Here is a 24,794-nt window from a genome sequence, read left to right as displayed (position 1 = left end):
CAAGACGGAGCGATCCGTTCAGATACAGGCTTGCCGTCTGTTTGATTAACCCAGATACGAAGGTTAAGTAACGTGAATATTAATGCAACCTTATTTGCGCAAATCCTAGTTTTCTTTGGCTTGGTTTGGTTTACGATGAAATTCGTATGGCCTCCGATTGCCAAAGCATTGGATGAGCGTGCCGCAAAAATCGCCGAGGGCTTGGCTGCCGCCGAGCGCGGTAAGAGCGATTTTGAGCAGGCAGAGAAAAAAGTTGCAGAACTTATGGCCGAAGGGCGTAATCAGGTAACCGAAATGGTTGCCAACGCCGAAAAACGTGCTGCGAAAATTGTAGAAGAAGCCAAAGAGCAAGCTTCTCATGAAGCAGCACGCATTGCAGCCCAAGCAAAAGCTGATGTAGAGCAAGAAGTTAACCGTGCACGCGAAGTGTTGCGTGAACAGGTCGCTTCATTGGCTGTTAAAGGTGCGGAATCTATCCTGCGTAAAGAAGTCGATGCTTCCAAACATGCAGATCTGCTCAGTGCCTTAAAACAGGAGCTGTAATCTTATGGCAGAGTTCGCAACGATTGCCAGACCTTATGCGAAAGCATTGTTTAGTCTGGCTCAGGAAAAAAACCAAATCGAGTCTTGGTTGGGCGAACTGAAAGAACTCGCAGCGGTTGTTCAAGATGAGAAAGTCATTGCTTTCATCGAGCAGCCGGAAACGGGAGCTTCCGAAAAGGCAGAAACGCTCAAAGGTCTTGTCGGTATCAAAAATGTCGAATTGGCAAATTTTATTACCGTTTTGGCCGAGCAAAAGCGTTTGCTGGTATTGCCGGAAATTTATGCCCAATATCAAGATTTGACCTTGATACACAACAATACGAAATCGGCAGTAATTTACAGCGCGTATGAGCTCAGTTCTCAGCAGCTGGCCGATGTTACCGATATCCTGACAAAACGCTTCAACAGCAAATTGGATGTGGTAACTAAAGTTGCCCCTGAATTAATCGGCGGCATCAAAGTAGAAGTGGGTGATCAGGTCTTGGATTTGTCCGTACAAGGCAAACTGAATGCTTTGTATGCGACTATGACAAATTAGGAGAGTTTTCATGCAGCTTAATCCTGCTGAAATTAGCGATTTGATTAAAGCCAAAATCGAAAATCTGTCCGTCAATACAGAAGTGCGTACCCGTGGTACCGTTGTTTCTGTTACAGACGGCATTGTGCGCATTCATGGCTTGTCAGACGCGATGCAAGGTGAGATGCTCGAATTCCCCGGTAACACTTTCGGTCTGGCCATGAACTTGGAGCGCGACTCCGTTGGTGCCGTAGTGTTGGGTGAGTACGAACACATTAAAGAAGGCGATACAGTTACCTGTACCGGCCGTATTTTGGAAGTGCCAATCGGTCGCGAATTGGTTGGCCGCGTAGTTGATGCATTGGGTCGTCCTATCGACGGTAAAGGTCCAATCAATACAACTTTGACTGCTCCAATCGAAAAAATCGCACCGGGTGTGATTGCGCGTAAATCGGTTGACCAACCCATGCAAACCGGCCTAAAAGCCATTGACTCTATGGTTCCGGTTGGTCGTGGCCAACGTGAGCTGATCATTGGTGACCGTCAAACCGGTAAAACAGCCGTAGCACTGGATGCCATCGTTAACCAAAAAGGTACAGGCGTTATCTGTATTTATGTGGCTATCGGTCAAAAAGCATCTTCTATTGCCAACGTAGTACGCAAATTGGAAGAGCATGGCGCGATGGAACATACTATCGTGGTTGCTGCGACTGCTTCTGAAGCCGCTGCGCTGCAATACATCGCTCCTTACTCCGGTTGTACCATGGGTGAATTCTTCCGTGACCGCGGTGAAGATGCATTGATCGTATACGATGACTTGTCTAAACAAGCCGTTGCATACCGTCAAATTTCCCTGCTGCTGCGCCGTCCACCTGGCCGTGAAGCCTATCCTGGCGACGTATTCTACCTGCACTCCCGTCTGTTGGAACGTGCAGCCCGTGTCAGCGAAAACGAAGTTGAGAAACTGACCAATGGCGAAGTAAAAGGCAAAACCGGTTCTCTGACTGCGTTGCCGATTATTGAAACCCAAGCCGGTGACGTATCGGCATTCGTACCAACCAACGTAATTTCGATTACAGACGGCCAAATCTTCTTGGAAACCGACTTGTTCAACGCCGGTATCCGTCCTGCAATCAATGCCGGTATTTCCGTATCGCGCGTAGGTGGTGCGGCACAAACCAAAGTCATCAAAAAACTGGGTGGCGGTATCCGTTTGGCGTTGGCACAGTACCGTGAATTGGCGGCGTTCTCCCAATTTGCTTCCGATTTGGACGAAGCAACACGCAAACAGCTGCAACACGGTGAAGTGGTTACTGAATTGATGAAACAAAAACAATTCAGCACATTGAACACTGCCGAAATGGCATTGACTTTGTGGGCGATCAACAACGGTTCTTACGCAGATGTTCCGGTATCCAAAGCCTTGGCTTTCGAAGCAGAATTCCTGAGTTTCGTACGTACGCAACATCCTGAGGTTCTGGATGCGATTAATGCATCAGGCGCAATGTCTGACGAAAGCGAAAAAGCATTGACCGAAGCCATGAAATCTTTCAAATCTTCTTACGCTTACCAAGCATAAGTATTGAGATGAAAGGAGTCTGAAATGGCAGTCGGAAAAGAGATTCTCACCAAAATCCGTAGTGTTCAAAATACCCAAAAGATCACTAAAGCGATGCAAATGGTGTCGACCTCTAAAATGCGGAAGACTCAAGACCGGATGCGCTTAGCGCGTCCGTACGCCGAAAAAGTGCGTACAGTGATGAGCCATCTTGCACAGACCAATGCCGATCATGGTATCAAATTGTTGGAGCCGCACCGCGAAGTGCGCCGTGCCGGTTTCATTTTGATTACCTCGGATAAAGGTTTGTGCGGCGGCTTGAACGCAAACGTACTGAAAAAGTTTTTGGCGCAAGTTCAAGAGTATCAGGAACAAGGCATCGAAGTCGAAGTCGTGTGCCTGGGTAGTAAAGGTTTGGCTGCATGCCAAAGCATCGGTTTGAACGTTATTGCCAGTGCAACCAATTTGGGCGATACCCCGAAAATGGAAGCGTTGCTTGGCCCTTTGACCGAAATCTTCCAACGTTATGAGAAACATGAATTAGACCGTATCCATATGGTTTACTCACGTTTTATCAACACAATGCGCCAAGAGCCGCGTATGGAAGTTTTGCTGCCTATCGGTGAAAACGTTATTGACGACGGAACAGGTCATTCTTCATTTACTTGGGAATACCTCTACGAGCCGAGTCCTATCGCCGTATTGGAATATTTGGTTCGCCGCTATTTAGAGTCTGTGGTTTATCAGGCATTGAGCGACAACATGGCATCTGAACAAGCCGCGCGTATGGTAGCGATGAAAGCCGCAACCGACAACGCAGGCAATGCCATCAAAGAATTGCGCTTGGTGTACAACAAATCGCGTCAAGCCGCGATTACCACAGAATTGTCAGAAATTGTAGCAGGTGCAGCGGCAGTTTAATGCCGTCTGAAGCCTGAACAGGAAATTAGGATACGATAATGAGCCAAGGCAAAATCGTACAAGTTATTGGTGCGGTGGTTGACGTGGAATTTCCACGTGACGCTATCCCGCATGTTTACGATGCCCTGAAATTGGACGAGAACGGTCTGACTCTGGAAGTTCAACAGCTTCTGGGCGACGGCGTTGTCCGTACTATTGCAATGGGTAGTTCAGACGGCCTGAAACGCGGCATGTCTGTAAGCAATACTGGTGCGCCAATCACTGTGCCGGTAGGTAAAGGTACATTGGGTCGTATTGTCGACGTATTGGGTACGCCTGTTGATGAAGCAGGTCCGATCGATACCGACAAGAGCCGCGCCATTCACCAAACTGCTCCGAAATTCGACGAGTTGTCTTCAACTACCGAATTGCTGGAAACCGGTATTAAAGTGATCGACTTGCTGTGTCCGTTTGCTAAGGGCGGTAAAGTAGGTCTGTTCGGTGGTGCCGGTGTGGGCAAAACCGTAAACATGATGGAATTAATTAACAACATCGCCAAAGCGCACAGCGGTCTGTCCGTGTTCGCAGGTGTGGGTGAGCGTACCCGTGAAGGTAACGACTTCTACCACGAGATGAAAGATTCCAACGTATTGGATAAAGTAGCCATGGTGTATGGCCAAATGAACGAACCTCCGGGCAACCGTCTGCGCGTTGCTTTGACCGGTTTGACCATGGCCGAATACTTCCGTGACGAAAAAGACGAAAACGGTAAAGGTCGCGACGTATTGTTCTTCGTTGACAACATCTACCGTTACACTCTGGCCGGTACCGAAGTATCCGCACTGTTGGGCCGTATGCCTTCTGCAGTGGGTTACCAACCGACATTGGCTGAAGAAATGGGTCGTTTGCAAGAGCGTATTACCTCTACCCAAACTGGTTCCATTACTTCCATCCAAGCCGTATATGTACCTGCGGATGACTTGACTGACCCGTCTCCAGCGACAACTTTTGCCCACTTGGACGCAACCGTCGTATTGAGCCGTGATATTGCCTCTTTGGGTATTTACCCGGCAGTTGACCCGCTTGATTCTACTTCACGCCAATTGGATCCGATGGTATTGGGTCAAGAACACTACGACGTGGCGCGCGGTGTACAGTCCACTCTGCAAAAATACAAAGAATTGCGCGACATTATCGCCATTTTGGGTATGGACGAATTGTCTGATGAAGACAAACTGACTGTAATGCGTGCCCGTAAAATCCAACGCTTCCTGTCTCAACCGTTCCACGTTGCAGAAGTGTTTACAGGTTCTCCAGGCAAATATGTCGCCCTGCGCGATACCATTGCCGGCTTTAAAGCCATCTTGAACGGCGAATACGACCATCTGCCTGAACAAGCGTTCTACATGGTAGGCGGTATCGAAGAAGCAGTTGAGAAAGCGAAAACCTTAAACTAAGGAGGTCGGCATGAGCGTCATGCAAGTTGAAGTGGTCAGTAGCGAGCAAAACATCTATTCGGGCGAAGCCAGCTTTGTGGTAGTTCCGACCGTTCAAGGTGAGCTTGGTATTTATCCACGACACGAGCCGATTATGAGTTTGGTACGCCCCGGCGCATTGCGTTTGACTGTTCCGGGTGAAGCTGAAGAAGTGCTGGTTGCTGTTTCCGGCGGTGTTTTAGAAGTACAGCCTGACAAGATTACCGTATTGGCAGACGTCGCCGTCCGCAGTACCGAAATGGATCAGGTGCGTGCTGAAGAAGCTAAGAAAGCAGCCGAGGCAGGTGTTTCTGCAGCCAAAGATGATAAATCTCTGGCCGAAGCGCACAAAGCATTGGCAGCAGCCATTGCCCAGCTGAAAACTTTGGACTACCTTCGTTCGCAAAAAAACAAGTAATGTGGGTTCATTAAGAAAAAGCACAACGAAATGTTGTGCTTTTTTATTTGCCTGAAGATAAGTGGCTTGATATTGAAATGTCGATAGACGAGTAGATGGCAAGTTTGAAATCGAAACGGTAGAATCAGTTTTTATGACTCAATTGTTGGTGGATCATTGTCAAAGCAGTTAGCCTTGTTATTTGGCTAAGAATAGCCCACTCAATTTTTTTAACCACAAAAAGTAGGTTGGATAATTCCTAATTTATTGCAACCGCAACAGATCTGAATTGGTCAGTATTGAAAATATTAGAATTTGCGGAAGCTCTTGTCTAAACAAAAGGCCGTCTGAAAAGTTTCAGACGGCCTTTAAACCATTATGACGGTATCTGTTTATGATTGGTCGATGGTTTTATCCAGTCCTTGGGTCAGACCGTTGATGTTGCCACCATTCAGTCCCAATTCTTTCAAGAGACCGTCAACCAACGGAGCTTGGCTGCGGTAGCGCAGGGCGCTGTTGACCATTTGGTCTGCAAGGCTGGCTTGTGTGGTTTGGCCGTCTGAAGCGCCTTCCGCGCCGTTTGCACCACCGGCAAAGCCACCCAGACCATTGACTTGCAAAATCTTGATGTCTTCGATTTTTTCCATTGGGCGGACGGATTCGCGGATGATGTCGGGCAGGTGTTTCAAGAGGGCAAGGCGGACTTGCATTTCAACCTGCTCAACGCTCAGCACGTTAGCGGCTTCGTTGACGGCGCGGGTACCTTCGGCATCAACTTTATATTGTTGCTCTTGCGCTTGCGCCAACAAGATTTTGGCATCGGCTTCACCTTTGGCTTGCAGGCGTTGTTTCTCGGCTTCGGCTTCGGCGGCGATACGCACGGCTTCAGCTCGGTCTTGTGCAGCCTGTTTTTCGGCTTCAGCGGCGACGGTGAGCGAAATCGCGTCTTTTTGTGCGGCTTCTTCGGCGGCAATCAATTCCACCGCTTTGGCACGCTCGGCGCGTTCGGTTTCGCGTACGGTAATCACGCTCTCTTCCTCGCGAACGGCGGCGGCGCGGGCTTTGTCGGCCTCTGCTTTGGCTTCGGATTCGGCACGCGATTTCTCGGCAACGGCGATGGCGCGGTCTTGCTCGGCCAACTCGATGGCTTTGCGGCGTTCAACCTCTGCCTGCTCGACGGCTTGGGCTTTGCGGATGTCTTCGTTTTTAATGTCGCGTTCGGCGGCAATGCGTTTCAAATCCACTTCGCGTTCTGCGGCAATTTTGGCTTCTTCCGCCTCGCGTTTTTTCTGAGATTCTTGTTCGGCAATGCTGGCCTCTTGTTCGGCGCGGCGCACGGCAATCTCACGCTCTTGTTCGAGTTTGGCGTATTCTTCTTCGCGTGAGATTTTCAGGCGTTGCTGCTCGGCTTCGAGGTTTTTAGTTTTGATTGCCAAGTCAGTATCTTGTTCGATTTCGTTACGTTTTTTGCGGCGGCCTTCGATGGTTTCGGTCAGTTTGGTCAAACCTTCCGCGTCAAAGGCGTTTTGCGGGTTAAAGAACTCAAAGCTGGTTTGGTCGAGGCCGGTCAGGGAAACGGTTTCGAGTTCGAGACCGTTTTTGAACAAGTCTTCACTCACGACTTGTTGTACTTTCTGAACGAAATCAACACGTTTCTCATGCAGCTCTTCCATCGCCATTTCGGCGGCAACGGCGCGCAGGGCGTCAACGAATTTACCTTCGACGAGGTCTTTCAGTTCATCGGGGGACATGGTTTTCATACCCAGCGTTTGTGCGGCGGTCGCAATGCTCTCGGCGCTGGGTTTGACGCGGACGTAAAATTCAGCCATTACGTCAACGCGCATCCGGTCGCGGGTAATCAGCGCCTGCTGCGCCGCGCGGCGCACTTCAAGGCGCAGTGTATTCATGTTGACGGGGATGATTTCGTGTAGCACGGGCAGCACCATCGCGCCGCCGTTCATGATGACTTTTTCGCCACCGAAACCGGTACGGACAAATGAGACTTCTTTGCTGGCGCGGCGGTACAGACGGGTCAGGATGAGGCCGAGTACAATTAGCGCGACGAGTATGACGCCGGCGATGGTGCCGATGGAGACCAAGTTCATGGTTTTTCCTTTCTTCTTGTTAATATGCCTTTGAGGGCGGTGGATTCAGAAGGCTTTGAGGGAAAGAGGCCGTCTGAAAGGGTTTAAAAATATGGGTTGAAATAATAGGGTGGTTGTTTTTCTAATTGTTATTTCAAATTTCCAGATGGTGGGGATAGGGCGGTAAAGTATCTATTTTTCCCGTATCGATGAATCAGCGGTTTCAGACGGCCTCAATCCACCAAGCTTCCGCTCGGATTTAAAATCGCCTTAAATGTATTTCCGTCCAACGACACCAGCAATACCGCATCGCCTTGTTTCAATACATCATCAGAGTCAGGCTCTACCATCACATAATGCTGTTGGCCGTAAGCATCTTTCACGCGCACCTGTGCCGCATTGCCTACCCGAGCTTCGCCCAACACCACTGTGCCGACGCGGCCGATTAAACTTTCCTGCGAAACGGCAGTGGTTTCATCTTTCGGCATAATTTTGTACAAACCGCCAGCCGTTACGCGCACCAAGGGCAGGGAAAGAAACCAAACGATGACTGCTGCCAGCGTGCCATTCAGATAACTGCCGAATACAGTGGCAAAGGCCGTCTGAAACAGATAACCCGTTAATCCGTATACGGCAAGAAACACCACCATCAACATCAATACCGGGATACGTCCGACATACAGCCAGCTCAGGAAACGCACGAATATGCCTGCATCCGCCACATCCAATCCGACCTCGGCGTGTGCAGTTTCGGTCAGGCTGTCGGGCAACAGGTTGTCCAACCAGTCGCTAATACCGCCTGCCAGCATGGAAATGATTTCAAACACACCGAGCAAAACCATCAGCGCAATGGCAATGCCGAAGATTTCAGTTTCGGGGGCGTTGATTAAATTCCACATATTGCATTTCCTTATTCTTTTTAATTTTCAGACGGCATATATTTTATTTTAAAGTTAAGCCGATTGGATATGGATATTTTTATTAATTTGTTATAACTGACAGGATTTTTCCCAATCCGGCATCTTTTTGTTATTGAGGTGTGTATGGTTTTCTTTTTTCAGACGGCCCTGTGAGGATAGGGACCGTCTGAAACCGCGATTTCCTCAATATGGCTTATGATTTCGCCTTCAACGCCGCCAATCGTTCGGCAATGCGGTTGTTGCGGCTTAAGTCTTCCAGTTCTTTCAGCTTGGCCAACTGCGCCGCATCGGTGCTGCTGTGTACCGCGTTCTGACGACCCATCACTCGGTCGAAAGCGTTGCCGCTTTTTTCAGCATCACGGGCGATACGGTTGAGGTCGCTGCCGCCTGAAGCTTTACCTGCGCCAGCGTTCTGCTGCGCCGCGCACCAGTCTTGCAACTGCTGCTGCATCTCGCGTTTTTTTGCCTGCAGGGCGGCGATAAAGCCTTCGAGCTCTTTTTCCTGCGCGGCGCAGTCGGCGATGGTGTTTTCCAAGATGGGCAGACGCGCTTCGATGTCCATCTGTTCGGCGATGCCCGCCTCGGCAAGGTCGTCGCGACCGGCATCCACGGCAGCTTGCAGGTTGGCATCGATGGCTTCGTGGCGGTTGCTCTCGTCCGCCATTTTCTTGGCGGCAAGGTGTTTCTGCGCCAACACTTTGCCCAACTCGGCGCGTACTTCGTCCACCGCCCGCTCGATTTCGCGGATGCTCTCGTTCATGACTGCTTCAGGTGCAAGGTTCTCCGCCGCATCAATCAGGGCATGAAAACCGCCGCTTACCAGACGGCCTACTCGGCGGGATAGGGTTTCGCTCATTTGGATTTTCCTTTCACTAAAATGTGTTTGTTTCATTTGGTATGGAGGCAGTCTTAAACTTCATTTGCCTGCTGCACAATCTTTGCCAGTTTCAAAGTATTTTCAAGCTGTTGCAGCACGGTGTCGTCATATGCCGCGCCTTTGCCGGTTACGGCGAGCTGCAAGATGCTGTCGGTCAGGCGGACGATGCGCCACATCAGTTCGCGTTCGTATTTTTTCAAATCGTCGAGATCGGCTTCTTCGGGCAGGTCGGCGGCGAGTGTTGCGCCTAAGTCGGGCAATTGTTCAAACAACCTCGCCACGATATGCGAATGCACTCCGGCCTGTTTTTCAGCGTGCAAGATTTCGTGTTTCGCCGCTTGGAAAAATTGCTCCTGCGCCGTCAGTGCGGAGCCGTAATCGCGCGTTTGCGTATGCGACAAGCGCGCCAGTTTGAGCAGTTCGCGGATTTTTTCAGACGGCGTATTCGCACCTTCGATTTTAAGTTCGGCAATAAAATCAGCATCTTCCTGAGTGATGCGCACGCTGATTGGGATACGGTTCGTTGCATTCATATTCGTTTGTTTTGGTTTGTATTCATTTGAATACAAATATACAAGATGGGATTCTGAGGCGCAATACCTGAAACCGTATATTTATGTAAACATCAGGCCGTCTGAAACCTGATTTTCGGTTTTCAGACGGCCTTTTCCTTTATAATCCGTACATTATTTTCATACACACAGCAGGTTCTCCATGTCCAACAAACCCACACTCCTTCTCGTTGACGGCTCTTCTTATCTTTACCGCGCCTATCATGCTATGGGGCAGAATTTGTCTGCGCCCAACGGTGCACCGACGGGGGCGATGTATGGCGTGTTGAACATGCTGCGCCGTCTGCGTGCGGATTATGTGCACGACTATTGCGCGGTGGTGTTTGATGCGAAGGGCAAGAATTTCCGCCACGAGATGTTCCCCGACTATAAGGCGACGCGTCCGCCAATGCCGGACGATTTGCGCCCGCAGGCGGAAGCCTTGCCGGATTTGGTGCGGCTGATGGGCTGGCCGGTATTGGTGATTCCGCAGGTGGAAGCGGACGACGTTATCGGTACTTTGGCTAAGATGGCTGGCGAAGCGGGTTGGAACGTGGTGGTGTCCACCGGCGATAAGGACATGGCGCAGTTGGTGAACGAGCGCGTGACGCTGGTGAACACGATGAGCGGCGAAACGCTGGATATTGAAGGCGTGAAGGAAAAATTCGGCGTGCGCCCCGACCAAATCCGCGATTATCTTGCTCTGATGGGCGACAAGGTGGACAACGTGCCGGGCGTGGAAAAATGCGGCCCGAAAACTGCGGTGAAGTGGCTGGAAGCCTATGGCTCGCTGGCCGGTGTGATGGAACACGCTGGCGAAGTCAAGGGTAAGGTCGGCGAAAACCTGCAAGCCGCGCTGCCCCAACTGCCGCTGTCGTATGACTTGGTAACGATTAAAACCGATGTGGACTTGCACACCGAGCTTTCAGACGGCCTCGAAAGCCTGCGCCGTACTACACCTAAATGGGCGCAGCTGGTTGTCGATTTCAAACGCTGGGGTTTCCGCACTTGGTTGAAAGAGGCGGAAAGCCGTATGCACGAAGCGCAAAACACGGATTTGTTCGGCAGCGAGCATATTGGCGAACAGGCCGCATTGGCGATGGAAACACAGCCTGAAAAACAACCCGAACTCGCCCCAGCCCCTGAAAAGCTGGATTATCAAGCCATTACCACAGAAGCGCAGTTTGCCGCTTTGTTGGACAAAATGTCGCAGGCGGACACAATCGGCATCGATACGGAAACCACGTCATTAGACGCGATGAACGCCGCGCTGGTCGGCATCAGCATCGCGTTCCAAGCAGGCGAAGCGGTTTACATCCCCGTAGGGCACAGCCTGACCGCCGCTCCCGAACAGCTTGATTTGCAAGACGTATTAGGCCGTCTGAAACCGCATTTGGAAAACCCCGCCCTGAAAAAAATCGGGCAAAACCTCAAATACGATCAACACGTTTTCGCCAACTACGACATCGCCTTGAACGGCATTGCCGGCGATTCCATGCTTGCTTCCTACATCATTGAGAGCCATCTCGGACACGGTTTGGACGAATTGTCCGAACGCTGGCTCGGCTTGGAAACCATTACCTACGAATCGCTGTGCGGCAAAGGCGCAAAGCAAATCAGTTTTGCCGACGTCGCCATCGGGCAGGCGACCGAATACGCCGCCCAAGACGCAGATTTCGCCCTGCGCCTCGAAGCGCACCTGCGCGCGCAAATGGACGCCAAACAGCTTGAAATGTATGAAAAAATGGAGCTGCCCGTTGCGCAGGTATTGTTTGAAATGGAACGCAACGGCGTACAAATCGACCGCGCCGAACTCGCCCGCCAAAGCGCAGAACTCGGCGCCGAGCTGATGAAGCTCGAACAAGAAGCCTACGCTGCCGCAGGCCAGCCGTTTAACCTCAACTCTCCGAAACAGCTTCAAGAAATCCTGTTCGACAAAATGGGCATCCCCACCAAAGGCCTGAAAAAAACCGCCAAAGGCGGCATTTCCACCAACGAAGCCGTGCTCGAACAGCTCGCGCCCGACTACCCCCTGCCCAAAATCATCCTGCAAAACCGCAGCCTGGCAAAACTCAAATCCACCTACACCGACAAACTGCCCGAAATGATTTCCCCCAAAGACGGCCGTGTGCATACCACCTACGCCCAAGCCGTCGCCATCACCGGCCGCCTCGCCAGCAACAACCCCAACCTGCAAAACATCCCCATCCGCACCGCCGAAGGCCGCCGCGTGCGCCGCGCCTTTACCGCACCGCAAGGCAGCATCATCGTTTCCGCCGACTATTCCCAAATCGAGCTGCGCATCATGGCGCACCTCTCCGGCGACAAAACCCTCATCGCCGCGTTCCAAAACGGCGAAGACGTACACCGCCGCACCGCCGCCGAAGTATTCGGCATCGCCCCCGAAAACGTCTCGTCCGAACAGCGCCGCTACGCCAAAACCATCAACTTCGGCCTCATTTACGGCATGGGTCAATACGGCCTCGCCAAATCATTGGGCATCGACAACATCTCCGCTAAAAACTTTATCGACCGCTACTTCGCCCGCTATCCCGGCATCGCAGAATACATGCAGCGCACCAAAGAACAAGCCGCCGCGCAAGGCTTCGTCGAAACCCTGTTCGGCCGCCGCCTCTACCTGCCCGACATCCGCAACAAAAACGCCAACGCCCGTGCCGGAGCCGAACGCGCCGCCATCAACGCCCCCATGCAGGGCACCGCATCCGACCTCATCAAACGCGCCATGATAGACGTATCCCGTTGGCTTTCATACGATCTGAAAAGCAAACTGATTATGCAGGTGCATGACGAACTGGTGTTGGAAGTACCCGAAGCCGAACTGGATTTAGTGAAAGAAAAACTACCGCAGATTATGGCGAAAGTGGATGAAGGAATGTTGAACGTGCCGCTGGTGGCTGAGGTTGGTGTGGGTATGAATTGGGAAGAGGCGCATTGAGTTAGTAACACCAATTATTTATTTTGAACTTAAGGAAATATTTATTATGTCGAATAAAATCACTCGTATTGAAATCAAAAAATTATTTGGTATGTTCAATTATAATATAGATTTAACCAGTAAAGAAAATTTTATTAAGATTATTACTGCTCCTAATGGTTATGGAAAATCTACGATTTTAAAAATTATTGAAGCATTTGCTCAAAATAATCTTTTATTTTTCATACATACTGATTTTCAAGAAATTAGATTTTTCATATCCAATCAAAATAAACCTATTACTTTTCGAAAAATAAAAAGTAATTACTATATTGATGAAATAAATATAACTTTCTTACATAATAAATTATTGTTAGATAGTAATTTTTTTGATGCTATCGCTAATTTAGAAAATTTTTTGCCAATATACAGGATTGGAGAAAATCAATGGAAATCTTTTGACTCAGAAGATATTATTTTGACCTTTCCAGAAATACTTAGAAAGTTTAAGAACCACACTTCTATATTTGAGTTAACTAGAAATTTTGAATGGCTGATAGAGATTACTCAACAAATCCAAGTATTATACATATCGACGAATAGATTAATTAATTTTAGCCATATGCAAAATTATGGAGAAGTATCTGATTATGAGAAAAATAGCCTTACAATATTTGGTTTACAAAATAGTATACAGGAATTAATACAACAATCCCTAAGAATACAATTTACTGAAAATCGAAAAAGAGAAGCTTCCTTTCCAGAAAGATTATTGAAGCAATTAGATAAGTCTAATACATCAAACAGAACAACAAAAATTTTTTCATTATTAACAAAAATTAGTAAGTACGAAGAAAACTTTCAAGATTTAGGGATATTGTCAAATGTAGCATTAAATCCTAATTCAATTCAGTCTCTCATTTCTCATATCAAAGATAATACAGGAGAAAAAGTTTTAGAGGTTTATTTGACTGATATTGTGGAACGTCTTGCAAAATTAGAGCCTTTAGCAAAAAAAATCTCCCTTTTTACCCAAAATCTAAATACCTTACTTTCTTTTAAATATATAAAAGTTTCTCCTGAAATAGGGTTTGAAATATATCCTATTTTTAAGCAAAAATATATTAAAAACATCTCATTAGATGAGCTATCTTCTGGTGAGCAGCATTTAATATTATTGATAGGTAAATTAATTTTTAATATTGATTCTGATACGCTAGTTTTAATTGATGAGCCAGAAATTTCTTTACATCCTGCATGGCAAGAAGAATTTGTAAATATTTTGATAAAAATACAAGAAATTAATAGCTTTTCTGTGGTAATCGCTACACATGCCCCTGCATTGATTAATGGAAATTGGGATAATGTTCTAGAATTATCTGAGCAATATTGGGGATTATTGAAATGATTAAACCACATAAATCATTAAAGGATGTTGCCCAATCACCTACATATATAATTGATGAGGCAAAATTAATTTTTAATTCATATAAAAAAATAACATTGGTTGTAGAGGGAGAAACAGATAGAGATTTATTAGTTCCTTTCTTTATAGGGAAGCCAATTAGATTTACGGAGTCGAAAGGTAAAGACAAAAGTTTAAATATGCTGGATCTCCTAAACCAAAAATCGGAAGTAGAAAAGCGTGGAATTTATTTCTTGATAGACGTGGATTATGATTATTTATGTAGCAGAATAAAAGAAGATTCCAATTTAATTTATTCTTTTTATTGTACTGATACTAAAACATTTTTCTTTAATGACATAGAAACATTTTTAGTTAACTCACAAGCATTAACTAAGTTGCTTGTGAATTTACACCCTAAGGATAATGTCGATATTAACGATTGTCTTAGACTTCTCCTTCCTAAACTAGAAAATTTTTCTAGGGAAGTAGGAGCTATTCGGGCAGCGAATGAAATGTTGGCTGATAAAAGAACGATCTTAGACGGAGTGGATTTATTTGAATTTATTTCGTTCAATAATTCTAATCTGTCTAACTGGAACATGTCTTTTGATATAGAAAATCTCAGGGAGAGGTTATCTTCATGTTCCCCTAGAAAAAGTGATATAGATGATTTATTTGAAAAAGCATATGAGCTAAAGCAAACTGAACCTAAATGGAGACTAAGTCGTGGACATGATGTTACAGAAATTTTAAAAGATTTCTTTTTGCACCATACAAAAAAGTACCTTTTAAAGGAAGATAGATCTGGTAAAAAATATGCTTCTGATATAGAAGTTCTTTTGAGAATCGCTGCCGAACAAGAAGAGTTTCTCAAAACAAATGTAGGAACTAAGATTTTACAATTATTACATAACGTATAGTCCGCCGTAGGTCGGATACTTGTATCCGACAAAAACCTGCCATCTCAAAAGCCGTCAGATTCGAGAATCTGACCCACTGAAACTGAGCATCGGGTGTAGGGTGTGTGCGGTACGCACGCACGCGGTGTTTGAAATCCAAAACCCATCCGAGGCCGTCTGAAAATCCCTAAACATTTTCAGACGGCCTTTTTTATGCCGATTTTCTATCTTCTATTTGCCGTATGCTTTTATTCTCGGCCTTTTGTCTCTTTTTTTCATGAATAATGTTGCCGGTGTTACAATCGGCATATTCTTATTGTTATCAAACAGGTGTTTTATGCAGTTTTTCGGCCTGCTTATTCCTATTATGATCGGCTATTTTCTTGATGAGATGGCCACGGGCGTGATTATTGGGTCGTTGTTTTGGCTGGTTGCTTGGTCGATTGCCAAACAGCGTCAAGAAGAGCGTTTGGCTGAATCTGCTACGGCAGGCGACAGGATGCAGAAGCTGGAGCAGGAAATCGAGCTGCTGAAACAGCGTTTGTCGGTGTTGGAGCATGAGGCTGTCCGTGATGAGGCGAAGGTAGGGCAGGGGCTTGAGGTTCGGGCTGTTGCCGATGTTCAGACGGCCTCTGAGCCGCGTCATGTCCGGATTGAGCCTGAGGCGGAAGCTGCGCCTGTTAAGCAGAAGATTGAAGAGGCGTTTGCTCCTTCTTTTTCTATACCTATTGATCCTGTTTCTACCAAGGCTGCTGCTTCGTCTGAGCCTGTTGTGGAAGAAGTTGTCGAGGCGGTTGCTCCGGTTGCTGCTGAACAAGCAGGGCAGTCTAAAAAAGAGGCTGTTGTTGCTTCGATGCCGTCTGAAAACGAAGATGCGCCATTGCGTCAATTCGTTATCCATAAGGCTCAGTCGGAAGGCGGAGAGTACAAGTTTTCCGACAATCCGATTGTTGCTTGGTTCTTGCGCGGTAATCCGCTGTTGAAAACCGGTATTGTGGTGCTGTTCCTCGGCTTGGCGTTCCTCTTGCGCTATGCCTCCGAGCGGGTTCATGTGCCGGTGGAGCTGCGTTATTTGACTGTGGCTGGCGCGGGTTTGGCGGCGGTGGTCGGCGGCTGGAAGCTGCAAAGCCGTAAGCGTGAGTATGGCTTGGTGTTGCAGGGTTTCGGCGTGGCGGTGATGTATTTGACGGCGTTGGCGGCGTTGAAACTACATCCGCTGCTGCCTGTGTCGGTCGTGTTCGGGCTGATGGTGGCGATGGTTGTGCTGATGGCGTGGCTGGCGGTAAGGCAGAATGCGCAGATTATGGCGCAGGTTGCTTTAATCGGCGGTATGGCCGCGCCTTTGCTGACTTCAGACGGCAGCGGCAATTATTTGGTGCTGTTTTCTTATCTTGCCCTGCTCAACGGCGGTGTGGCCGCGATTGCGTGGTTTAAGGCATGGCGTCCGCTGAACCTGACGGGTTTTGTCGCTACTTTTGCCATTGCCGCGCTGTGGGGCATGCGAAGTTATACGCCGCAACATTTCGCCACTACCGAGCCTTTCTTGATTTACCACTGGCTGCTCTATACCTTTATCGCGTATCTGTTCGCACGCCGTAAGCTGACGGAAAACAGCGAAGACGGCGTTACGCCGATTGCCGACAATGCGACTTTGGAAGAAATCGGCAAGAGTATTTATACACACGGCCTGCGCGTGCATGTCCTCGACCATACTTTATTGTTTGGCACGATGGCGGCGGCGTTCGGCCTGCAATACCGCATGGTGGAGCATTGGCCGTCTGCGGATGCGCTTTCCGCATTGGGTTTTGCCGCTGTTTACGGACTGGCCGCGCTGCTGCTGAAACGTCAGCAGGGGCTGTATATTTTGCGTCAGGCGTTTTTTGCGTTGGCGGTGTTGTTCCTCACAATTGCCGTTCCGCTTTATTTTGAACCGAGCAATACGGTTATTTTGTGGAGTGCCGAATCCGCACTGGTTTATTTCTTCGGTTTGCGCCAACAGCGTCCGCATATCCGTTTGGGTGCGCTGATGGTTTATCTCTTGGCGGCACTGATTCAGCTGGGCAATTATCAGGGCTTCGGCACCGATACCGTTCTGGAAGGGCAGTGGTTTACGACGGTTGTGGTGTTGCTTGGCGGAGCGGCGATTTATTTATTGTGGAATTTCTCGCGGCGCGAAGGTTCGGCGCAATGGGAAAAATCCGTTCAGACGGCCGTGTTGTCTGCCGCCTTGCTGTACATCTCTATTTTGCCTTTGCTTTTCTTGGCCGACCAAGGCAGCATTGTCGCTCTTTCCGCTTTGGCGGCGGCGTGGGCATTCTGCCGGCGCAAACATGAGCCGAATGTGTTTATCACATTTGCCTTGGGCAATGTATTGTTCGCCCTGTTGCTGCAAGCCGGCATCATTTATGAATCCCAAGGCTTCCTGAGCCATCTGTACCTTATTGCCGCTACGCCTTTGCTTTTTGCGGCTGCCTACGCGCTGCAATATCCGCGCGTGCCGGTTGCAAGCGAAAAGCCGGAAGGAAACGAGGTTTACTTTGCACAGGTTTCAGGCTGGATCATCCTGATTACAGCGTTGGCGACAGGCAGCTACGCCCTCTATATGCAATGGACAGGCGAGGAAACCCTGTTTATCGAGTTGTGGATGTGGCCGATATTTGCCGGCCTGCTGCTGTTTGCCAAACGTTTGAAATGGGAAGAATTGCTGCAGGCAAACTTGGCATTCCTGCCCGTGTTTGCCCTGCATTTTGTCTTCTACCATACCGAACACGCATGGACAGCCACCGCAGCCTTGCCGCTTGCCGCCGCTACCGTGTTGAACTTCATCATTCTGAACAATTATCCGCGCCCTGATCTGCTTTGGCTGCACAAATTCAATATCACGATACTCGGCATACTTTGGGCGCTTTGGACCGCGCTGTATGTCGGCGGCCTCCTCTCCGGCGTTTGGTCGCAGCTCTCATGGCTGGTCGTGCCTTTGGCGATGTGGGTTGTTTTCCATACGCAGCGCCAACGCGCATTTTTCAGACGGCATCAAGCCATTTATCAGCATTTTGCTATGCCGTTGTGCGCCCTTGCCGCTGCCTGTTGGATGCTGTGGACCAACTTCTCCACGCCATTCCAACCTTTGCCGTTGCCGTATATTCCCGTGCTTAACCCATTGGAACTTGCCAGCGCCGGCATGCTTTGGTTTGCCCTGAAATCCCTGCCCAACGCCTTGTCGCCCGACCTTCGCCGTACCACGGCAACCACAGTCGCCGCCTTGGCATTTATGCTGATCAGCGCAGGCGTGATGCGCGTATGGCATTTCTACGACGGCATCACTTGGCGTCTCGACATCATGCTCCAATCCTTCGGCCTGCAAGCCAGCCTCTCCGTCGTTTGGGCAGTAACCGCCATCATCTTGATGGTACTCGGCAACCGCCGCAAACAGCGGTCCTACTGGATGACAGGCGCGACGCTGATGGGCATCGTAGTCGTCAAACTCTTCCTGATCGAGCTTTCCAACAGCGGCGGTATCGCGCGCATCGTCTCCTTCATCATCGTCGGCCTGTTGCTGCTTCTGGTCGGCTGGTTTGCCCCCGTTCCGCCTAAAGCAGAGAATGATGGCGAACCTAAAGCCTAATCATTAACTTCAAATAAAAAGGCCGTCTGAAAAAGCAGCGTTATCTGTTTTCAGACGGCCTTTATTTTTTAGAAGGTAGCATCTGCTTTGTCCTGGAGTGTCTAATCGTATTGAGTTATGATGCCTTTTAATATATAAATGGATACGCCGTAGGCCGTCTGAAAAAAGAAAACGGGTGCAACCCGAATATCCGCATAACACGCATAATGCGCCCGACAGACTGACCATGGGTGGACATATAAAGATAAAAACCGCTATCGAAGGAAATAGAAAATGCCTAACCGCAATGAGCTTCCCTTAATTTATTCTTGTTCCGGATGTTCCGATGTGGCGCAGCTGGCCAACAACACAGCCGTGGCGCTCGACCATGCCGGAGAATTTGAAATGTCGTGCATTTCCGGCGTGGGCGGCAAAGTCGCGCCGTTGGTGCGCAAAGCGCAGTCCGGACGGCCGATGTTGGTTATTGACGGCTGTCATCTGCATTGCGCCAAATCGTGTTTGGAAAATGTGGGCGTCGAAATCCCGGAAGGGCATCATGTGAAACTATACGAACTGGGCTACAAAAAACGCTTTGGCAAAAGCTATGACGAGGCTACGGTAGAAGAAGTTTATCAATATGTTTTGACGAAGAAGGGCGATGTATTGAGCAGTTAACAACTTTTAATAACAAAAAATTTAATCAAGAGGAAACAATCCATGGAACAATTATTTATTCCCGGCAGCATTATTGCCGATTATTTTTATCTCGGCCTTTTCTTGCTGGTTGCCGCGTCTTTGATTGCGGGCTATGTCGATGCTATTGCGGGCGGAGCAGGGCTGATTTTGATTCCCGCATTTTTGATGGTAGGTTTACCGCCTCAGGTCGCGTTGGCACAGGAAAAATTGGTGAGTACCATCGGTACGGTGGCAGCGATTAAAAATTTTATGAAGAGCAGTTCGATCGTATGGCATATTGTGCCGGTTGGCATTGTTGCGGCTTTAATTGGGGCATTTGTCGGTGCAAAAGTCATTTTGATTCTTCCGGTGGAAACCATCAATTACATTATTCTTGCGTTTTTGCCCATAGGCTTGCTGGCAACTTTGTTTAAAGGTGTTTTGCTGAAAAAAGAAGACGAGCGTGGCGAGATAAAAAAATCCGTTATCGCGGTATTTTTAACTTGTCTGATTGTTGGTTTTTATGACGGTTTTTTTGGCCCGGGTACAGGTAGTATTTTCATCATTGCTTTGTTTGTCATTAACAAATTGTCGTTGTTGCAGGCTTCGGCTACTTCCAAGATTTTCAATTTTGCTTCTAACATCGGGGCATTTGTTGCCTTCTTGATAGCAGGGAAAATGGCGTTCCTAATCGGAATCCCAATGATTTTGGCAAATTTGTTGGGCAACCATTTTGGCAGCCTCCATGCTATTAATTCAAACGGAGAAGTTATTCGTAAGGTTTTGGTTGTAACGGTTTTGCTGATTATCGTTTCAATGGCATATAAGGCTTTTTCGGCTTAATAGATAGATGTTAAAAGGCCGTCTGAAAATTTTTCAGACGGCCTACTTTTTATTAGTTATCTAAAAACTCATCTTCATGCCGCAAGCTGCGGATAAAGGTTTCAAAATTTGGGGCAAGTTCGACTATTTCAAAATCCCATTCTTGTTCGACAAGCACCACTTTCGGCTCTCCGTCTTTTTCACACTCTCGATAGTCCAAGGCAAACATGGCATGTCCTGCAGATGGGTCGTTAGCAAAATACACGCCGATAGGCGGATATTCCCATTCTTCCAGCCAAAGTTTTTGCCCCATCGCGCCGCACAGACTCCCTTCTTTTTCAAAACCGATTCCTGATACCTCGCAAATTTGCACATGATCTTCCGCCCACGAATTTCTCTGAGTAGTCGGAAAGCAGTTTTTGATAAATATCCCGCCGTTTTGTACTGCCATCAATGCAATAAAACTTTGTGGCAATTTATAGCCTAGCTCACTTTCTACAGCAGCCAAAATCTCAGGGGTAAATGGGGCTTCTTTGTAGTCCTTATCCGCCCAACTATTAGATTCCCAAACGGAGGACAAATCAAAATCTTTAAAAACTTGGGGCATAATGTTCTTCCTTATTGATTTCAGTTATAACAGGTGGGTGGATATTTATACCCGACTTTTACCGTCTGTCATTCTCGTCTGAGCGGGAATGACGGCGGAATTTGGGGCAAAGCTTGTTGCCCTCGTTTTTCAGACGACCTCTGTCATCTCCCTTTTACATCTCTTCCAGTTTCGCAAACTTGGTGTCCAGCTCTTTTACGCCCTGTTTGCCGAAGTTGATGGTCAGTCGGGCGGATTCGCCTTTGTCCACGGCATCGATGATGACGCCGGTGCCGAATTTGGCGTGGCGGACGTTTTGGCCGATACGAAAGCCTGCGTAGGTTTGCGGCTGTTTGTAGTCGTCGATGATTTTGTCTTTTGGGGCGGCGGTTTGGCGCAGGCTGCCGTAGCTGTCGTAGGCGGGTTTTTTGACGGACAGATAGTGTAATACTTCGGGCGGGATTTCTTCAACGAAGCGGGAGACGATGCCGAATTGGGTTTGTCCGTGCAGCATGCGTTGCTGCGCCATGGTGATGTAGAGGCGTTTGCGGGCGCGGGTGATGGCGACGTACATGAGGCGGCGTTCTTCTTCGAGGCCGCCGCGTTCGGCAAGGCTCATTTCGCTGGGGAAGCGGCCTTCTTCCATGCCGGTGAGGAAGACGGCGTTAAATTCCAAGCCTTTGGAGGCGTGGACGGTCATCAGTTGGACGGCTTTTTCGCCTGCGCCTGCTTGGTTTTCGCCGGATTCGAGGGCGGCGTTGCTGAGGAAGGCAAGGATGGGGAAGGCGGGGTCGTCTGAAATGTTTTCGGGCAGGGTTTCAAAGTTGCTGTCTTCGGGTTTGAACTCGATGGCGGCGTTGACGAGTTCGTCGAGGTTGTCGAGGCGATCTTGGTTGTCGCCTTTTTGGGTTCGGTAGTATTCGGTCAGGCCGCTGTCTTTGAGGATGCCGACGATGATTTCGGACAGGGGCATTTGTCCGACTTGGTTGCGCAGGGCTTCAATCAGGCGGACGAAGGCGGCAATTTTGGCGGCTTTTGCGCCGGCGTTGCAGGCTGCCTGCCAAAGGGTGATGCCTTGTTCGTTTGAGGCCGTCTGAAGGTTTTCGATGGTGCGTGCGCCGATGCCGCGCGGTGGGAAGTTGATGACGCGCAAGAGGGCGTTGTCGTCGTCGGGATTGACGGCGAGGCGCAGGTAGGCGAGGGTGTGTTTGATTTCTTGGCGTTCGTAAAAGCGCAGGCCGCCATAGATTTTGTAGGGGATGCCGCTGCGGAACAGGCTTTGTTCGATGACGCGCGATTGGGCGTTGCTGCGGTAGAGGACGGCGATTTCGTCCAAATCCCAGCCTTCGCGTTCGAGAGCTTTGGTTTCGTCAACGATGAATTGTGCTTCTTCGAGGTCGGTAAAGGCGGAGTAGTAGCGGATTTTGTCGCCTGCTTCGGCATCGGTGCGCAGGTTTTTGCCGAGGCGTTCGTCGTTGTTTTCGATAACGGCGTTGGCGGCGGCGAGGATGTTGCCGACGGAGCGGTAGTTTTGTTCGAGTTTGACGGGCGCGTCGATGTGGAACTCTTCCATCAGCGCGGTCATGTTGCCGACGTTTGCGCCGCGGAACCGGTAAATGCTTTGGTCGTCGTCACCGACGGCAAAAACGGCGGCGTTGTTGCCGGCAATCAGTTTCAGCCAGGCGTATTGCAGCTTGTTGGTGTCTTGGAACTCGTCGACCAGAATGTGGTTGAAGCGGTTTTGGTAGTGTTGGCGCAGGATTTCGTTGCTTTGCAGCATTTCGTAGCTGCGGAGCATGAGTTCGGCAAAATCGACCACGCCTTCGCGTTGGCAGATTTTGTCGTATTCGGCGTAGCACTCAATCATGCGGCGCGTGTGCGGATCGGGCGCGCTCAACACGGAAGCGCGCAAACCGGATTCTTTTTGCGCGTTGATAAAGCCTTGCAATGAACGCGGCGCGATGATTTCTTCGGCGATGTTGAGGTTTTTGAGCAGGCGTTTGATCAGGGAAAGCTGGTCGCCGCTGTCGAGGATTTGAAAGGACAAGGGCAGGCCGGCATCGCGGTGGTGCAGGCGCAAAAAGCGGTGGCACAAGCCGTGGAACGTGCCGAGCCACATGGCGCGGACGTTGACGGGAATCATCGCGCCCAAACGGGTTTGCATTTCTTTGGCGGCTTTGTTGGTAAACGTTACCGCCATAATGCTGTGTACGCTGGCCTGACCGCTTTGCAACAGCCATGCGATGCGCGTGGTCAGTACGCGCGTTTTGCCGCTGCCCGCGCCTGCCAAAACGAGGGCAGATTGCGGCGGCCAGGTTACGGCGGAGAGTTGTTCGGTGTTTAAGCCTTGCAGTAGATTGGGGGCGGATTCGTTGGGAAACATGAAGAGGCCGTCTGAAAATAAATGGGAATGCGATATTTTAAAGGAAATACAAAAGGCCGTCTGAAAAGATGTTTCAGACGGCCTTTGTGTTGGAAGCCGGTTAGAACGGACGTACTTCCAAACCGAACATACGGCGCGCGGTGTTCAGCATTTGGCAGCTGAAGCCCCACTCGTTGTCGTACCATGCGAACACTTTAACCATTTTGCCTTCGGTTACTTTGGTCAGCGTAGAGTCGAATGTGCTGGCTTGGGTGGTGTGGTTGAAGTCCATAGAAACCAGCGGCAGGGTGTTGTAACCCAAAACGCCTTTCAGACGGCCTTCTTCGGAAGCGGCTTTCATCAGCGCGTTGATTTCTTCGACAGAAGTCTCGCGGCTTGCTTGGAAGCTCAGGTCAACCAGGGAAACGTTGACGGTCGGTACGCGGATGGCGAGGCCGTCGAGTTTGCCTTTCAGGGCAGGTAATACCAAGCCGACGGCTTTTGCTGCGCCGGTTTTGGTCGGAATCATGTTTTCCACGCCGCTACGCGCACGGCGCAGGTCTTTGTGGCGTACGTCGGTTACGGTCTGGTCGTTGGTCAGCGCGTGGATGGTGGTCATCACGCCGTTTACGATGCCGATGTTTTCGTTCAACACTTTGGCTACGGGCGCCAGGCAGTTGGTGGTACAAGACGCGTTGGAGATAACGGTCATGTCGCCGGTAATCACGTCGTCGTTTACGCCGTAAACGATGGTTGCGTCAACGTCATCGCCGCCGGGAGCGGAAATCAGCACTTTTTTCGCGCCGCTTTCCAAGTGGATTTTGGCTTTTTCTTTGCTGGTGAACGCGCCGGTACATTCCATGACCAGGTCAACGCCCAATTCGCCCCATGGCAATTCGGCAGGATTGCGGGTGGAGAAGTAAGGGATTTTTTTACCGTTGATGATGAGGTGTTTTTCATCATGGGAAACATCGGCGTCAAAGCGGCCGTGAACAGTGTCAAATTTGGTCAGGTGGGCGTTGGTCTCGATGCTGCCACTGGCGTTGATGGCAACGATGTCGAGTTGGTCTTGCAGTTTGTAGTCGAAAATAGCGCGCACTACTTGGCGGCCGATGCGGCCGTAACCGTTGATGGCAACTTTGATACCCATGGCTTTTCCTCTTCTTTTGGGTTTGGGTTGTGGATTGAATGGCGGCAATTATAGCAAAAATGTAGTGCTGTGTAATTAATGTTTTATTGAAATTTTTTGATTCGATTATTTTTGATTGTGGATGATTAGAGTAGAAATACGGGTTTAAAATTAATATTATTTTGGATTTTTTGTCATTTTATTTTTTATTCATTTTATTTTTGATATTTTATGCTTATTTTAAATGATGGTGATGAAGGGTGTAGAAAAAGGCGGATTGTTTTTGTTTATATTAAACGGAATTTTGGAGTGGTTTCTTGATTACAACATGCAACAGTGAAATTTTCAGACGGCCCGGATTGGACGGAAGGAAAACAGGCCATCTGAAACATTTTGATGACGGGGGATTTGAATGCGTTGGGTTGCCGCTTTTCCTTACGGGATAAGGGGAAGGCGGTTTGCGGCAAGGGCGGTTGTCAGTGGGAAGGGGAGGAAAAAACGGGGCTTGGGTGTTGCGTTTGGCGTGTATATAAAGAAGTGTATGAAGATTTT

19 protein-coding genes are annotated in these 24,794 nt (G+C 49.1%); 12 read left to right on the top strand and 7 right to left on the bottom strand.

Annotation, left to right across the window (positions count from 1 at the left end; translation table 11 throughout):
- Positions 1-72 precede the first annotated feature (72 nt).
- Genes HMPREF2711_RS04300 through HMPREF2711_RS04275 form a run of 6 tightly spaced genes read left to right on the top strand, consistent with a single transcriptional unit; the run spans position 73 to position 5,411 of the window.
- Entirely contained in the window at positions 73-543 is a 471-nt protein-coding gene (locus HMPREF2711_RS04300; protein WP_003708446.1) for a F0F1 ATP synthase subunit B, read from the top strand.
- Between the two features lie 4 nt (positions 544-547).
- Positions 548-1,081 (top strand): F0F1 ATP synthase subunit delta, encoded by a 534-nt coding sequence (locus tag HMPREF2711_RS04295; RefSeq protein ID WP_003683778.1) that lies wholly within the window; start codon positions 548-550, stop codon positions 1,079-1,081.
- 10 nt (positions 1,082-1,091) lie between these two features.
- On the top strand, positions 1,092-2,639 hold the full coding sequence (atpA, locus tag HMPREF2711_RS04290) for a F0F1 ATP synthase subunit alpha (RefSeq protein WP_003748105.1): 1,548 nt from the start codon (positions 1,092-1,094) through the stop codon (positions 2,637-2,639).
- A gap of 24 nt (positions 2,640-2,663) precedes the next feature.
- Positions 2,664-3,539, top strand: a complete 876-nt coding sequence (atpG, locus tag HMPREF2711_RS04285; RefSeq protein ID WP_003748108.1) for a F0F1 ATP synthase subunit gamma — start codon at positions 2,664-2,666, stop codon at positions 3,537-3,539.
- 38 nt (positions 3,540-3,577) lie between these two features.
- Entirely contained in the window at positions 3,578-4,975 is a 1,398-nt protein-coding gene (atpD, locus tag HMPREF2711_RS04280; RefSeq protein WP_003748111.1) for a F0F1 ATP synthase subunit beta, read from the top strand.
- 10 nt (positions 4,976-4,985) lie between these two features.
- A complete protein-coding gene (locus HMPREF2711_RS04275) occupies positions 4,986-5,411 on the top strand; it encodes a F0F1 ATP synthase subunit epsilon (RefSeq protein ID WP_003748113.1) in 426 nt (141 codons plus the stop codon).
- 371 nt (positions 5,412-5,782) lie between these two features.
- On the opposite strand, the gene HMPREF2711_RS04270 is transcribed toward HMPREF2711_RS04275, so the two are convergent.
- From HMPREF2711_RS04270 to HMPREF2711_RS04255, 4 genes are all read right to left on the bottom strand, one after another.
- Positions 5,783-7,495: a flotillin family protein gene (locus HMPREF2711_RS04270; RefSeq protein WP_003748114.1), complete on the bottom strand. Its 1,713-nt coding sequence runs from the start codon at positions 7,493-7,495 to the stop codon at positions 5,783-5,785.
- Between the two features lie 212 nt (positions 7,496-7,707).
- Entirely contained in the window at positions 7,708-8,373 is a 666-nt protein-coding gene (locus HMPREF2711_RS04265) for a YqiJ family protein (protein WP_003748116.1), read from the bottom strand.
- A gap of 214 nt (positions 8,374-8,587) precedes the next feature.
- Complete coding sequence (locus tag HMPREF2711_RS04260; RefSeq protein ID WP_003748118.1) at positions 8,588-9,250, bottom strand: PspA/IM30 family protein; 663 nt, start codon at positions 9,248-9,250, stop codon at positions 8,588-8,590.
- Between the two features lie 53 nt (positions 9,251-9,303).
- Complete coding sequence (locus HMPREF2711_RS04255; RefSeq protein ID WP_003748119.1) at positions 9,304-9,804, bottom strand: hypothetical protein; 501 nt, start codon at positions 9,802-9,804, stop codon at positions 9,304-9,306.
- A gap of 181 nt (positions 9,805-9,985) precedes the next feature.
- Between HMPREF2711_RS04255 and polA the strand changes: the two genes are divergently transcribed.
- The 6 genes from polA (at position 9,986) to HMPREF2711_RS04225 (ending at position 20,186) form a co-directional block, all read left to right on the top strand.
- Complete coding sequence (gene polA, locus HMPREF2711_RS04250) at positions 9,986-12,778, top strand: DNA polymerase I (protein WP_070615648.1); 2,793 nt, start codon at positions 9,986-9,988, stop codon at positions 12,776-12,778.
- A gap of 46 nt (positions 12,779-12,824) precedes the next feature.
- On the top strand, positions 12,825-14,165 hold the full coding sequence (locus HMPREF2711_RS04245) for an AAA family ATPase (RefSeq protein ID WP_003748123.1): 1,341 nt from the start codon (positions 12,825-12,827) through the stop codon (positions 14,163-14,165).
- Positions 14,162-15,085 (top strand): DUF4435 domain-containing protein, encoded by a 924-nt coding sequence (locus tag HMPREF2711_RS04240; protein ID WP_003748125.1) that lies wholly within the window; start codon positions 14,162-14,164, stop codon positions 15,083-15,085. The genes HMPREF2711_RS04245 and HMPREF2711_RS04240 overlap by 4 nt, the downstream gene beginning before the upstream one ends.
- A 316-nt stretch (positions 15,086-15,401) precedes the next feature.
- Complete coding sequence (locus HMPREF2711_RS04235) at positions 15,402-18,689, top strand: DUF2339 domain-containing protein (RefSeq protein ID WP_141745650.1); 3,288 nt, start codon at positions 15,402-15,404, stop codon at positions 18,687-18,689.
- A gap of 273 nt (positions 18,690-18,962) precedes the next feature.
- Entirely contained in the window at positions 18,963-19,343 is a 381-nt protein-coding gene (locus HMPREF2711_RS04230) for a putative zinc-binding protein (RefSeq protein ID WP_003748129.1), read from the top strand.
- A 42-nt stretch (positions 19,344-19,385) separates the two neighbouring features.
- Positions 19,386-20,186, top strand: coding sequence for a sulfite exporter TauE/SafE family protein (locus HMPREF2711_RS04225; protein ID WP_003748132.1), 801 nt, complete (start codon positions 19,386-19,388; stop codon positions 20,184-20,186).
- 52 nt (positions 20,187-20,238) lie between these two features.
- On the opposite strand, the gene HMPREF2711_RS04220 is transcribed toward HMPREF2711_RS04225, so the two are convergent.
- The 3 genes from HMPREF2711_RS04220 to gap form a co-directional block, all read right to left on the bottom strand.
- A complete protein-coding gene (locus HMPREF2711_RS04220) occupies positions 20,239-20,772 on the bottom strand; it encodes an SMI1/KNR4 family protein (protein ID WP_003748134.1) in 534 nt (177 codons plus the stop codon).
- A gap of 154 nt (positions 20,773-20,926) precedes the next feature.
- A complete protein-coding gene (gene uvrD, locus HMPREF2711_RS04215) occupies positions 20,927-23,134 on the bottom strand; it encodes a DNA helicase II (RefSeq protein ID WP_003748136.1) in 2,208 nt (735 codons plus the stop codon).
- 100 nt (positions 23,135-23,234) lie between these two features.
- Positions 23,235-24,263, bottom strand: a complete 1,029-nt coding sequence (gene gap, locus HMPREF2711_RS04210; protein WP_003748138.1) for a type I glyceraldehyde-3-phosphate dehydrogenase — start codon at positions 24,261-24,263, stop codon at positions 23,235-23,237.
- Positions 24,264-24,794 lie beyond the last annotated feature (531 nt).

This window comes from Neisseria sp. HMSC070A01, from assembly GCF_001810165.1.
Lineage (GTDB): Bacteria > Pseudomonadota > Gammaproteobacteria > Burkholderiales > Neisseriaceae > Neisseria.
This window is presented reverse-complemented; position numbering and strand designations above follow the sequence as displayed.